We start from the raw sequence: 13368 nt of genomic DNA on the forward strand, positions 1-13368 counted from the left end.
GTAGATGTTTGTGAGCACTCTTTATTTTAAGACTGATTCCAGCAGTGGAACGTGGCGTAGCTTCCCCAAGGCGAAACACTCTCTGTATTAATCGTAGAGCGATGCTCAATGAACTTCTTCACCACCAAATCGCTAATCAACAGGTGGTTAGGCTCACTTAACCCTCTGAGCAGCGCGTACTGAATCGTCCAAGGCCCAATGCCCTTTAGGTCAATCCACTTAGAAGGGTGTTCGGCTTCGTTGTCGACCATGTATTCGGCAAAACGCTTTAAAGTTTCCTTACGACTTCCCGGCATTCTTAAAAAGCTCACATCAGCATCAGCTATTTGTTTAGGTGTTGGGAAATACGCTTTCTCAGATGCATAAGCAATTTGTTGTAAGTCAGAGCACTCTTGGGAATTAGCCAACTCTTGTAAAACAGAAGCTTGATGCGTACCAGAAATCTCTCGCACCAGTAAGTTGAGTTGGCCGATCGCTGCTGTTACTGAGACTTGCTGCCCTAGAATCGCTCTTACACCAGCCTCCCAAGCACTCCAAACGCCAGGAATACGGATACCACTCTTGGCAACCAAGTTAGGATCAATGGTCATAAAAAAAGCCTCAACCTTGGCAATATCGACATCAAGGTCGAACATACGTCGAATGTTAGCAATCAAGCTTCTTAATTGGCTTATATCGTCCAACTCAAATTCAATATCTAAGCGGTTTTCTTTTACTAAGGTGGCCTTGAACCAGCCTTTAGAACCATTCACATTCACCGTGCGTTGATAATAGTTTTCACCGATGCCCTCCAGACCTTCAATCATTCTTCGTCGATAAAAACCCAACAGGTGCTCCCAATCTAAAGGGCCATGAAAAGAAAGTTGGATATGGTTACTCAGGTAGTTGCTGGGTTTAGAGCGTCGGATTTGGCTTGGTGAGAGCTTCAGCTCTTTTAAAAAGGCATCATTGAAACGGCGTATACTGTTAAAGCCGCTCGCAAAACCGACATCAGTAATGCTCATGCTACTGGTGTGCAGTAACTGCTTCGCAAACATTAACTGGCTATATAGGCTGTATTGCTTTGGTGACACACCGATGTAATTGTCGAATAAGGTTCGTAAATAGCGGTCTGAGATACCCAAACGAGCCGCAAGTTCTACGATTGAGCCTGAATTCAAAGCACCGTTATCGATCAATTGTAAAGCACGCAAAAACGTTGTTTCGACGCCTTTCCACGCGGGTGAGAATGGTGCGCTATCAGGGCGACATCGTAAACAAGGACGATAACCCGCTTTCAAAGCCTGAGCTTGATGAGAAAAGTATTCGACATTTTCTTCTTTGGGCGGGCTTGCCGGGCAAATAGGTCGACAAAAGATACCTGTCGTTTTTACTGCGGTAAAAAACATGCCGTCAAACCGAGCATCTCGAGAGTAGCGAGCCAAACTACACTGCTCAGTCGTTAAGACACTGTTGTTATTGATATTTTTTAACATGTCATACTCTTCTAATTAACGGCTGCTCTTTTTCCAATAACTAAAAGTCTACCGCGAACCGCCATTGCCGCTAGCCACTTTCGGAAGTGAAGGTTAAATAAATCACAAAAACAGTTTTATTTTCACTCAATTCAGCTATTTTTAATAGGTAGAAGGGATACTTCTAACAACGTCAACAACTGGTACTTAGCACATTAAGATGCAGAGACCTATTGGATAAAAAGGAAAAAGGCTATGGATCTTCATACGTGTCGAATTGTGTTATCAAACCAACAAATTCTCACCAGTCAATCAGTCGAGCAATCTCTCAGTTACCTTGAGGATCAAGCCGACATCGGAATTTCTATGATCGAAATTGATGCTACCGATGGAAATCAAATCCATTCGTACATGTCTCGCTCTCTTGAAGAGTCAATCGAGAATCTAATGAACTTATAGTTCCGCCAAATAAGGCACATTGACCAGGCTTAACTTCTTTTATGTGGGTTAGAACTGACTTTTGACTTGGTTTAGAAAATATTTATGTTTTAAAGAATGGGATGATATCGGATTTAAAAATAAAGTTCTCGCTGGTTTAAAAACAAAAATGGCTCCTTTAACAAGGAGCCATTTTTTTATGAAAACATCGTGAAATTAAAACTAAGCGTTTGGAGCTTGCTCAGCTGCTTGTTGAAGCGTATACGCCGTTGATGGGTCAATCTCATTAACCAATTGCTCAACCTGCATGATAGCGTCAACTGAAGTACTGCTTTTACGATAGCTCAAGTAAATAGGGCGATACCAGTCTTCAACCCCTTTAACCTTGTGTAACTGACCCGAAGCAATAAAAGGTTCAACCAGAGATACAGGTAGGTAGGCACTCCCCCCTTTCTCCAAAATGAAGTCAAGGGCAATACGAGCCGTAGAGGTACGTAGATACGGCGCGGGCACTTTTGGGTGACGCTCGGCGTGTTCAGAACCAAAACGCGTTCCCCAGTCGACATAAACATATTTATGTTGGAATACAGATTCCAGATCATCTTGTTGCGTTGATACCAACACCAAAACCAAATCAGCGACTTTTTTACAGTTCAACTCTTCCGCTTTGATCTGATCGAAAGCGAAAGCCATATCTAAGGTGCGTTCAAGTAAATTTCGGTTGAGTTGCTCACGCCCCATCACCTCGGCCATAAAGCCATAACCACCAAAAGAATCGGTTACTACACTCAAACAATTTTGCAGATACGCATCCCAAATATTCGGTGTACCACCCAGTGTTAATTGCAAAGCTTTACCACTCTCCAACGACAGCTCAAATTTAGCTTGTTGTAAGGTAGACACCATCACTTCCGCATAACCAATCAAACGCTCACCGGAAGAGGTGAGCTTGATGTTATTGCGATCACGAATGAAGAGCTGAGTATCAAAATAGCCTTCTAGCTGTTTGATACGCGCACTCACCGCCGCCTGTGTCAGATACAAATTTTCTGCTGCACGCCCAAAATGGCGCACCCTTGCAACCTCAAGAAAGGTTCTAAATACTTTCACATCCATCAAATACATCTCTGTAATAAATCTGCTAACTAGCCGATCTAGGATTGTTTATCGTAAAGGCAAAAACGTTTTGTTTTCTATTTTTGCCTTTTAACAATATTTTCGCGTGAACAATAAACACTAATTTCTATCTAACCACATTACTGAGGCTGATATGTCTGAGACCGAATTCCGACACGGAAAAAAACGTTTTTATGACACCATTAAATTCCCACGAGGGTTCGCTAAGTCAGGTGATTTTACTCTTTCAGAAGAGGAAATCCTAACCTTGTTTGGTGACACTATGCTTGCACTTGAAACTGGTGAACTCACACCAACCAATGCTGAAGAAAAACACTTCATTAAAGTGCTATCTCACCCTCATAAGGCTAAGTCCAAGTTAGAGCGTGTTTGGTTGAAGTACATTCAACTAGCTCGTGGACGCCGTCGCTTTCATACCCTAAACGGCTGCAAACGCGGTGAAGTGCCTAGGGAAGAATACGAAAGTGAGTTAGTGTTAGAAGATTAGTAAAATAGCTCAAAGTGATACCTCATCACTTTGGGCTTTTTTTTGCCTTCAACACACTTTACCTTCGCAACAGTTAAGTTTAGCTAACCCGGCTGGTTTTACCAATATATATAAATAATTCATAACGATAGCACCGAGACACCTCGACTCAGGCATAATCTCAACGGTACTTGCATCACTGTAGAATTTACGTTTCTCTCCTTCCCCCCCTTCTTTAATCAATATCACTCTACATTACCCCCCTTATTTTTCTGCCTGAACTCTATTCTAGCGGCCTGTTAATGCATCGAAGTACACAAACAAATCAAGCTTATCGACCCTTTCAGACGCTGAATTGAATCAATATTATGCTATATGACAAACGTATTAATCTTGTTTAACGCCACCAAATATCCATACAATAATTATGCAATTCTGAGAGATCTAGTCACAAATACAATGAAAAAAGTAAAATATTGACCTAAAACAATAGCAGAACACGACAACTTATTTTATAATGCGAATTAATGTTTCAGAACACTATAAAATTTAATTTCTAGGGGCAAAATCAATGAGACTTATTCCATTAAGCAACAAAGCAAAAGTAGGTAAATGGGCTGCTCGTCATATCGCAGATTCTATCAACAAATTCGCTCCGACTGCCGAGCGTCCATTTGTACTAGGCCTTCCTACTGGTAGCACACCTCTAACTACTTACGCTGCGCTAATTGAACTTTACAAAGCTGGTGAAGTAAGCTTTAAGCACGTTGTAACATTCAATATGGATGAGTACGTTGGCATCGACCCTAACCACCCAGAGTCTTACCGCACATTCATGCACGAGAACTTCTTCAACCACGTTGATATCCAAGCTGAAAACATCAACCTTCTTGATGGCAAAGCTGACGACATAGATGCACACTGTGCAGCGTACGAAGAGAAAATCCGCTCATACGGTAAAATCAACCTATTCATGGGCGGCGTAGGCATCGACGGTCACATCGCATTCAATGAGCCAGGTTCTTCTCTGTCTTCACGCACGCGTATCAAAACGCTAACTGAAGACACTCGTATCGCGAACTCTCGTTTCTTCGATGGCGACATTAACCAAGTGCCTAAATACGCACTAACTATCGGTGTTGCGACTCTTCTAGATGCTGAAGAAGTAATGATCCTTTCTCTAGGACACAACAAAGCGCAAGCACTTCAAATGGCTATCGAAGGTTCTGTAAACCACATGTGGACTGTTACCGCTCTACAGATGCACCGTAAAGCTATCATCGTTGCTGATGAGCCAGCTCAACAAGAGCTAAAAGTTAAGACTCTACGCTACTTCCAAGAGCTAGAAGCTGAAAACATCCAAGACCTATAATCGATTGTCTTGAATAAAAAGGCGTTTTTAATAGAAAGAGCGTCTTGAATAGAGAAAGCCACAGAATGTGGCTTTTTTTGTATCTGCAATTTGAGGAGGTGAGTAACAGGATCGATAATAGAGCGACAAGCTCGTTTAAACAGGCTGCAGAAACAAAAAAGCGATTTCTCAAACAAGAGAAACCGCAATGACGGTATATTCTAAGATGGATAAAACGAATTAAAGCTAGATAAGCTAAATAAACACTTTAGGTGTAAGCTCAAGCGAAAGCTTCAAGCTATGAACTCAATAGCAAAAACTAAGAACTCAGCGCGTTATCTCGGCACAAGGTGTTAATGATGTCTGTAATAGCCAAAACGATCGTGGATTTCACTTTCTGGTTATGTCGACCCAAGAACATTTCTAACATTGGACCAGACATGGTTTTCACCATCTCAGGGTCGTATTCAATAGGCATAATACGCTGAATAGCATGTACTTTGTTTAGCTCAAAGATGATATCCACTTCAGTAAAACTGGTGTCATCACCCTGTATTTTCGCCCATTCTTTTAAGGTCACGAAAATCTCTAAGTCGTCATAAAGCTCTTTACTGATCACGCCAAGCCCCAGAAGCAACTTTCCGCGTATCATTATTTCCCCTAGCGGCCCGCCACTATTGAGAAGAGGTTCTACAACGAACTTAATCGCAGTATCGTCTTTCTTGAAAATATTTTTTAAAACCGAATCTACCGTATCATCCAATGCATCATAAGCGGCCATCAGGCAAGCGCCAGCACTCTCAGCCTCGGAAAGTGCTTCGAGTAATTCTGTTTCATGATTAGTTTGTATTGGCATAACGGCTCGGCAATAAGAAAGTGCCACAGGAGTGGCACTTTGGTGGTTTATCATTTCAATGCTAGATAAGCTTGTTCCGCTAGTTTAACAACTTCTGAGTCACTATTCAGCTCAGAATAATATGCTAATGTCTCTGCAAAGCCTTTTTCTGCAAACATTGCCTGAAGTTCAACCGCTTGAGGGTCATCTTCGTTCTTATAATGGAACGCTGCCGCAATCGCTTTTACTAGGTGAGCGTTTGGAAGGCCGTATTCTAATGTGCCGTTCAGTGGCTTAACCAAGCGATCTTGTGGGCTCAGCTTACGAATTGGTTGACGACCAACACGATCTACTTCATCACGTAGGAATGGGTTTGCAAAACGACCAAGGATTTTTTGGATGTATGCAGCGTGAGCTTCAGGATCAAAACCGTAACGCTTAATAAGTACAGCACCACTCTCTTCCATTGTTGCTGTTACTTCAGCACGGATTACGTCGTCTTCAATAGAGTCTTTGATTGTCTCATGACCCGCAAGAACGCCAAGGTATGCCGTTACTAGGTGACCAGTGTTAAGAGTAAACAGTTTACGCTCAACGAAAGCCATTAAGTTATCAGTACATTCCATTCCTGGGATGTTTGGGATATCACCCTTAAATTGTGTTTGATCTACAATCCATTCGCTGAACGTTTCAACCGTTACTGCTAGAGGGTCTGTCTCGCCAGCTTCTGCCGGTGGAACAATACGGTCAACCGCTGAATCAACGAAACCAATGTGCTCTTCAGTGAAGGCTTTCATTTCATCAGAAAGGTGCTCTAATACTGCAGCTTTAAGTTGGCTAGTACCACGAACCATGTTCTCTGCCGCGATTACGTTCATTGGTGCAGTGTTACCAGCAGCAGCACGTTTTTCAATGCCTTGCGCGATAGATTTAGAGATAATCTTGAGAACCGTTGGGCCTACCGCTGTTGTAATAAGATCCGATTCAGCAATGCAATCCACCACAGCGCTTGTCGCTGAGTTCACTGCTGTTACGTTTTTAACGATCTCAACAACACACTCTTCTCCAACAATCTTTACTGGGTATTCTTTACGCTCAATTAACGCATTAACAACCGTTTCATTTACGTCTGCAAACGTAACCTTCATACCAGCATCAGAAAGAAGCTTACCAATGAAACCACGACCGATATTACCTGCACCAAAATGTAACGCTTTCATAATTTTAGACCTTATAAATATTTGAATCTAGATAGCTAACTACTCAACAACATGCCCTTTCCAATTAGGTTCTAGGCATTAAACAGTAAGCTATACAGACTGAATCTTTATTAAACCGATAAAGAGTAAGACCGAAAATGAGGCCAGTGGGGGGACACCGGCCTCCTTCACTCAGGAGCTTGACTAGAGCGTATTAATTTCCGTTTAGAATACGTAGAACATCATCTGGGTTAGTTGTGTTCTGTAAGCATTCCACTGCTTCTTCGTCATCAAGTGAATTGGTAATAGCCATCAACACCATGTTGTGTTCATCGCCTTGTGCTGCAATACCGATAACCATCTTCGCAATATCATCTTCATCTTCACCCCACTGAATGCCTTCAGGGTATTGACAGAAAACGATGCCGGTTTTTTGTACGTACTTTTTCGCTTCGATTGTGCCGTGTGGTACCGCGATAGACTCACCTAAGTAAGTAGACACAAGCTCTTCACGAGCAAACATACCTTCTACGTATTCAGGTGACACATTGCCAAGTTTTACTAATTGGTCACCAGCAAACTTAATCGCGTCTTTTTTCTGAGTCGCTTTTAGACCAAGGAAGATGCTGTCGTTAGTCAGAGCAAGTTTGTTGCCTTCTTGTGCTGGAGCCGCTGCCGCAGGTGCTGCTACTTTCGCTTCACCGCTTTGTGCTTCTACAAGGTCTACAACCAACTGGTCATATACAGCGCCATCTAGGAAATTGTTAAGAGACATGTGCATTGCACCTGGTACGGTTTTACGTGCACGGTCTGTTAGGTCTTTGTGTGTAATAACAATTTGCGAATCAGCTGGTAGGTTGTTGATTGCATAGTTAGTTACCACAATGTTCAGGCCTGCTGTTTCTACTTTTTTACGTAGTAGACCAGCACCCATTGCGCTTGAACCCATACCCGCATCACACGCTACGTACACAGCTTCTACATTAGCTAGGTTCACGTTTGCACCTGATACCGCACCTTTAGAAGACGCTTTCATGTCTTTCATTTGTGCTGATGCTTTTTCTAGTGAATCTTCGTCGTCACCTTGAGCTGAAGTCTTAAGTAGGATTGAAGCTACGATGAAAGACACAGCGGTTGAAGCGATTACTGAAAGTACAACACCTAGGTAAGAACCTTTTGGCGTCATCAGTAAAACTGCGAAGATAGAACCTGGAGATGCTGGAGAGATAAGACCAGAATCAAACATTACGTTAGTGAATACACCCGTCATACCACCTGCAATTACAGCAAGAATTAGACGTGGGTTCATCAGTACGTACGGGAAGTAAATCTCGTGGATACCACCTAGGAAGTGGATGATAGATGCACCAGCAGCAGACTGTTTCGCGCTACCTTTACCAAATACCATGTAAGCAAGTAGAAGACCAAAACCAGGACCCGGGTTAGCTTCAATTAGGAAGAAGATTGAACGACCAATCTCTTCAGATTGCTGGATACCTAGTGGAGAGAAGATACCGTGGTTGATTGCGTTGTTTAGGAAAAGAATTTTCGCAGGTTCAACAAAGATAGAAGCTAGAGGAAGAGCACCTGCTTCAACCATTGCGTTAACACCGGCCGCAAGACCACCAGATAGAATCTTAACTGCAGGACCAATCACGACAAACGCGATGATTGCGCAGATCATACCGATGATACCAGCAGAGAAGTTGTTCACTAGCATTTCGAAACCGCTCTTCACCTTACCGTGAACAGCTTCATCGAATTTCTTAATTGCGATACCACCTAGTGGACCAACAATCATTGCACCCATGAACATAGGGATATCTGTACCAACGATGACACCCATCGTTGTAATTGCACCAACAACCGCTCCACGGTCGCCGCCAACCATTTTACCACCGGTGTAACCGATCAATAGCGGTAGTAGGTATGTGATCATAGGACCAACCATTGATGCTAACGTTTCGTTAGGCCACCAACCTGTTGGAATAAATAGTGCAGTAATGAAACCCCACGCAATAAATGCGCCGATGTTTGGCATTACCATATTGGATAAGAAACGACCAAAGTTTTGAACCTTAATCTTTGCTTCTGGTGATAACATAGGTAGAACCCCGTAGTGTATTGGTTGGTCAAATGACCGAAAGTGTTTATTCAAAAGTCGATTAAAATGTATCACAACATTTCGAAAATGCACCTTGAGGCAATTTTAGTGACAGTGGTCACACACAAAAAACACTTTCGGGTTATCGATAGCCACTTAGATCACAAAAATGGTATGAATTTAAATTACAAAGCAATGTAAATGGGAATAACACTCATTATCGAGTGATATTGATCACATTTTGTTTTGTAATACTTAAAAATAAATAGTGATCAATATCACACTTAATAAAATAGGGTATCTAAAATCTATAATTAGTGAGCAAAATAACAGCGTATCATGCTCAATACATATGCATCAGTACGAACCAAAAACTTGACTTTGTAATTTAATTACAAAAACAAAACCTAAGCTTCAAATGAAATGAGACATAGCGCACTATTAAAACTACAGGCCAGAGCGCTGCAGTGAACACTAGATGGATGTGATATGGTATTTAGCTACTCAAATGCTATTTATTTAATTCCCCTTCAACACCAACCAGCAGGTTGCTCTGCTATTTGAGAAAAACTATGCCAGAAAAAATCTCCACATCAGCACTCGCCAAACACAAAGGGGTGGAACCTAAAACTCTCTTCAGTGATCTAAAAAGTGCTGGCTATATAGTGCGATCGCAAGAACGTTGGGTGCTCACTGAGCGCGGTGAAAGTTTTGGAGGGGAATATGTAGAGCACAAAAAATTTGGTATCTTTATTGTATGGCCGGAGAATCTGCTCATCGACTTAGATTCATTCTCTGGTAAAACGCTAACCGCGACTCAGTTGGGCAACGCTTTTCAACTCAGCGCGAAGAAAATTAACCTGCTACTCAATGAGCTTGGTTGGATAACCAAAGAAGAAGATGGCTGGCATGTGACTTCTACGGGTTTAAAAGCCGGTGGTGAACAGAGAGAAGATAAAGCAACAAAAAACTTGTTTGTGGTGTGGCACGACTCTTTGGTGCGTAATAAGCGCATAAAGCAATCTGTTGTCGAATTTTTAGGTCACGACGCCGAAAGCCATTCTACTGACGCTTCGTTTTCTAGCTTTCGTCAGAAGTTCGAAGCAAAACACCGAAGCTTGGACGGACACTATGTTAGGTCGAAAGGCGAGCTGATCATAGATAACTGGCTCTATATGGCAGGAGTAGTCCACGCCTACGAACGTCCACTCCCAATCGCAAAAGAAGTCATGAGCGATTTCTACCTGCCAACTGGTAAGGTGTACATTCAGTTCTGGGGAACGGATTATGGGTCAATAGATCAAGACCAGCGCATTGCCACTAAGAAAATTTACGAGGAACATGGTTTTGGTTTAATCGAAATCTGCCCAGAAGATATTCCCAATCTCGACAAGGTATTACCGCCATTATTGCGTGAATATGGAATAAAGGCGTATTAAGTCACTGAAACTCGCACACTATAGCTAATCAAGATCACATTAATTCGCTTATTATGGACTTTAACTACCATAGTGATTTGATATGTTCGCTATTTTTCTCAAGCGACTCTTCTATTATCTTACCCCCATCGACTCGAGTTACTATAGTAATTCGGTATTTAGGGCATGTTCGATAGCCATTTAAACGACTTTATAAAAGGTTTCGATTTAACTGAGCTGTCCGTTTATTGTTGACGTCACTGAACATTAAACCCTACAACATTTATTCTTATAGATATTAGGAGCCAACATGACTCATCCAATCATCACAGATTTGAACACTCGCTACACTGCTAAAAAATACGATGCCGACAAACGTGTATCAGCAGAAGATATGGAAGTAATCAAAGAAGCTCTTCGCTTGTCAGCTTCTTCTATCAACTCTCAGCCTTGGAAGTTCATCATCATTGAGAGTGACGAAGCAAAACAGCGCTTCCACAATACTTTCGAAAACATGTTCCAGTTTAACCAACCACATGCGAAAGAAGCGTCACACACGATCTTGTTTGCTCACGACCCTAAGTACACTAAAGAAAAATTCGCAAAACGTGCTGACACAGAAGTCAGTTCTGGTCACCTACCCGCTGAAATGTACGAGCAGTTCTTAGGTGCTTACGCATTCGCTGAAATGAACACAGACGAAGAAGGCTTTAACGGCAATTGGACTAAATCTCAAGTTTACATCGCACTTGGTAATACACTGCACACGCTAGCTCGTCTTGGCATCGCTTCAACACCGATGGAAGGTGTAGACGCAAAAATGATCAGTGAAGAATTTGCCGATGAGTTAGATGGTCATGTTGTTGATGTTGCATTGGCGATTGGTTACCACAAAGATGGCGAAGATTATAACTACGGTAAACCAAAAGCGCGTCTAGCGGTTGATCAAGTTGTAACAACTCTCTAGTTGATACGAACAACCTTGCTAAATGAACCATTCATTTAGTTTAGTGTGAAAACCAATTTTAGCTTTAAAACCAATATTAGTTATAACGCCAATTTTAGTTATGACTACATTTAATATGCTTAAACGTACTGCCTTATATTTTGGCCAGACACTTGTCTGGCCTTTTTTGTATCTGCTACTGATTTTCCCAATCAACTAGTCATATTTATAGAGGCTCAGTTTCATCTATCTTTATCCATAAGCATGCCAATACCTAGAACAATTTCGCGCGAGTTAAAATGACACTAAAGGATTATTAAGACAACAAATATAAAAAAGTCATAATGACACAAACCCTTACCAGCATTAAATTAACCTAATTAAAAACAATTACTTAAAAACATGGCACACCAAATGCAATGATGAGATCAGATATTTAAATAAGGTATTATCATTATGACTATTCACGTTAAATCAAATGTTCATTGGGTCGGCGTCCACGATTGGGAAACCGAGCACTTCCACGGTAAGGAATACCACATGAACAAAGGTACGAGCTATAACTCATACCTGATCCGTGAAGAGAAGACGGTGCTTGTCGATACTGTCGATCATCGCTTTACTGAACAATTCCTTGCAAACCTAGAGATGGAAATCGATATCAACGAGATCGACTACATCATTTGTCAGCATGCAGAAGAAGATCACTCAGGCGCCCTCTCTGCGCTACTGGCTAAAATTCCGAACACACCCGTCTACTGCACAGAAGCTGGTGTTAACTCTATTGTTGGCCATCACCACCAGCCTGACTGGAACTTCCGAACCGTTAAAACAGGCGACACGCTCGATGTCGGTAACGGTAAGCAACTCATCTTTGTTGAGATGAAAATGCTACACTGGCCAGACTCAATGGCGACATACCTAACCGGTGATGAAATCCTGTTTAGTAACGATGCTTTCGGGCAACACTACTGCGACGAGAACCTATTCAATGACCAACTAGACCAAGTAGAGCTGCATGACCAATGTCTGCGTTACTTCTCAAACATCCTCACGCCTTTCGCGCCCTTGGTGAAAGCGAAGATAGAAGAAGTCTTGAGTTTAGGCGTGCCAATCGATGTTATTGCTACTTCTCATGGCTGTATTTGGCGTGACAACGCGACTCAAATCGTTGAGCAATATTACGAGTGGTCAAAAGCCTACAAAGAAGATCGTATCACCATTGTCTACGACACCATGTCCAATAACACTCGCATGATGGCAGATGCGATCGCAAAGGGTATTCGTAAAGGCAGCCCAGAAACAGCCATCAAAGTCTTCAATATCTCTAAGCACGATAAGAATGACATCCTTGCCAATATCTTCCGTTCAAAGGGCGTGCTTGTTGGATCATCGACCATGAACAATGTGATGATGCCGCAAATCGCCGCACTACTTGAAGAAGTACACGGCCTGCGCTTTGCAGAAAAAAGAGCCGCAGCATTTGGCTCTTCAGGGTGGACTGGCGGCGCAGTAAAACGCATCGATGCTCGCTTACGTGAAGCCAACTTCGAAGTGAGCGCACCTCAGCATATCCACTGGAAACCAGATACAGACGCACTTCGTCAATGTATTGATTATGGTATGACACTGGCCGAGGTTTGGCGTGTGAATCCAGACGAAGTCAGCGCACCAAAGCAAGTATCACGTAATGTGACACCGCTTGAAACCGCGCCTTCGCCAACGAGCACTCCAGTCGCGCTCGCTGACACAGACGAGCTGCAACTCGATCAGCAGCAATTCGATCAGCAACAACTCGTCGAAAAACAACTTGAGAAACAGCCCGAGCAAGTTCAAGGCCAGCCAAACCACAGCGCAGATTGCACTTGCTGGCGCTGCACTGTCTGTGAATGGGTGTACGACCCACAATTGGGCGAACCCTACCAAGGCGTTGAACCAGGAACACCTTGGGCACAAGTGCCGGATGACTTCCTTTGCCCAGAATGCCATTTAGGCAAAGAAGTGTTTGTGGAGAAGTAAT

General features: G+C 42.6%; 11 protein-coding genes. 6 read left to right on the forward strand and 5 right to left on the reverse strand.

Translation table 11 applies throughout. From position 1 onward, the window contains the following. Positions 1 to 26 precede the first annotated feature (26 nt). Complete coding sequence (locus ACFI6G_RS03430) at positions 27 to 1475, reverse strand: DNA-3-methyladenine glycosylase 2 family protein (RefSeq protein ID WP_016785484.1); 1449 nt, start codon at positions 1473 to 1475, stop codon at positions 27 to 29. 234 nt (positions 1476 to 1709) lie between these two features. On the opposite strand from ACFI6G_RS03430, the gene ACFI6G_RS03435 reads away from it, so the two are divergent. Then, complete coding sequence (locus ACFI6G_RS03435; RefSeq protein ID WP_010432480.1) at positions 1710 to 1913, forward strand: hypothetical protein; 204 nt, start codon at positions 1710 to 1712, stop codon at positions 1911 to 1913. A gap of 201 nt (positions 1914 to 2114) precedes the next feature. Here ACFI6G_RS03435 and ACFI6G_RS03440 read toward each other — a convergent pair whose 3' ends face one another. Then, entirely contained in the window at positions 2115 to 3008 is an 894-nt protein-coding gene (locus ACFI6G_RS03440) for a LysR family transcriptional regulator (protein WP_010432478.1), read from the reverse strand. 154 nt (positions 3009 to 3162) lie between these two features. Between ACFI6G_RS03440 and ACFI6G_RS03445 the strand changes: the two genes are divergently transcribed. After that, entirely contained in the window at positions 3163 to 3516 is a 354-nt protein-coding gene (locus ACFI6G_RS03445) for a MaoP family protein (protein WP_010432477.1), read from the forward strand. 550 nt (positions 3517 to 4066) lie between these two features. Continuing rightward, the gene (nagB, locus tag ACFI6G_RS03450) at positions 4067 to 4867 is read left to right on the forward strand and encodes a glucosamine-6-phosphate deaminase (RefSeq protein ID WP_010432474.1); all 801 of its coding nucleotides are present in this window, start codon (positions 4067 to 4069) and stop codon (positions 4865 to 4867) included. Between the two features lie 298 nt (positions 4868 to 5165). On the opposite strand, the gene ACFI6G_RS03455 is transcribed toward nagB, so the two are convergent. The 3 genes from ACFI6G_RS03455 to ACFI6G_RS03465 all read right to left on the reverse strand — a co-directional run bounded on the left by ACFI6G_RS03455 (position 5166) and on the right by ACFI6G_RS03465 (position 8984). Beyond that, positions 5166 to 5702, reverse strand: a complete 537-nt coding sequence (locus ACFI6G_RS03455) for an MltR family transcriptional regulator (RefSeq protein ID WP_022571110.1) — start codon at positions 5700 to 5702, stop codon at positions 5166 to 5168. Between the two features lie 50 nt (positions 5703 to 5752). Beyond that, positions 5753 to 6901: a mannitol-1-phosphate 5-dehydrogenase gene (locus tag ACFI6G_RS03460; protein ID WP_010432469.1), complete on the reverse strand. Its 1149-nt coding sequence runs from the start codon at positions 6899 to 6901 to the stop codon at positions 5753 to 5755. Between the two features lie 193 nt (positions 6902 to 7094). Then, entirely contained in the window at positions 7095 to 8984 is a 1890-nt protein-coding gene (locus ACFI6G_RS03465; RefSeq protein WP_102363695.1) for a PTS mannitol transporter subunit IICBA, read from the reverse strand. A gap of 572 nt (positions 8985 to 9556) precedes the next feature. On the opposite strand from ACFI6G_RS03465, the gene ACFI6G_RS03470 reads away from it, so the two are divergent. The 3 genes from ACFI6G_RS03470 to norV all read left to right on the forward strand — a co-directional run bounded on the left by ACFI6G_RS03470 (position 9557) and on the right by norV (position 13367). After that, positions 9557 to 10423: a glycerol kinase gene (locus tag ACFI6G_RS03470; protein WP_371968912.1), complete on the forward strand. Its 867-nt coding sequence runs from the start codon at positions 9557 to 9559 to the stop codon at positions 10421 to 10423. 289 nt (positions 10424 to 10712) lie between these two features. Next, positions 10713 to 11369, forward strand: a complete 657-nt coding sequence (locus tag ACFI6G_RS03475) for a nitroreductase family protein (protein ID WP_010432463.1) — start codon at positions 10713 to 10715, stop codon at positions 11367 to 11369. A gap of 435 nt (positions 11370 to 11804) precedes the next feature. After that, entirely contained in the window at positions 11805 to 13367 is a 1563-nt protein-coding gene (gene norV / locus ACFI6G_RS03480; RefSeq protein ID WP_065099312.1) for an anaerobic nitric oxide reductase flavorubredoxin, read from the forward strand. The last annotated feature ends 1 nt before the right edge of the window (position 13368 follow it).

Source organism: Vibrio sp. PSi01 (assembly GCF_054960695.1).

What these genes read in the sequence shown, in the direction of transcription:
- ACFI6G_RS03455 (WP_022571110.1), bottom strand. Translation starts at nt 5,702, where the DNA reads ATGCCAATACAAACTAATCATGAAACAGAATTACTCGAAGCACTTTCC.
- ACFI6G_RS03430 (WP_016785484.1), bottom strand. Translation starts at nt 1,475, where the DNA reads ATGTTAAAAAATATCAATAACAACAGTGTCTTAACGACTGAGCAGTGT.
- nagB (WP_010432474.1), top strand. Translation starts at nt 4,067, where the DNA reads ATGAGACTTATTCCATTAAGCAACAAAGCAAAAGTAGGTAAATGGGCT.
- ACFI6G_RS03435 (WP_010432480.1), top strand. Translation starts at nt 1,710, where the DNA reads ATGGATCTTCATACGTGTCGAATTGTGTTATCAAACCAACAAATTCTC.
- ACFI6G_RS03440 (WP_010432478.1), bottom strand. Translation starts at nt 3,008, where the DNA reads ATGGATGTGAAAGTATTTAGAACCTTTCTTGAGGTTGCAAGGGTGCGC.
- ACFI6G_RS03465 (WP_102363695.1), bottom strand. Translation starts at nt 8,984, where the DNA reads ATGTTATCACCAGAAGCAAAGATTAAGGTTCAAAACTTTGGTCGTTTC.
- ACFI6G_RS03460 (WP_010432469.1), bottom strand. Translation starts at nt 6,901, where the DNA reads ATGAAAGCGTTACATTTTGGTGCAGGTAATATCGGTCGTGGTTTCATT.
- norV (WP_065099312.1), top strand. Translation starts at nt 11,805, where the DNA reads ATGACTATTCACGTTAAATCAAATGTTCATTGGGTCGGCGTCCACGAT.
- ACFI6G_RS03475 (WP_010432463.1), top strand. Translation starts at nt 10,713, where the DNA reads ATGACTCATCCAATCATCACAGATTTGAACACTCGCTACACTGCTAAA.
- ACFI6G_RS03445 (WP_010432477.1), top strand. Translation starts at nt 3,163, where the DNA reads ATGTCTGAGACCGAATTCCGACACGGAAAAAAACGTTTTTATGACACC.
- ACFI6G_RS03470 (WP_371968912.1), top strand. Translation starts at nt 9,557, where the DNA reads ATGCCAGAAAAAATCTCCACATCAGCACTCGCCAAACACAAAGGGGTG.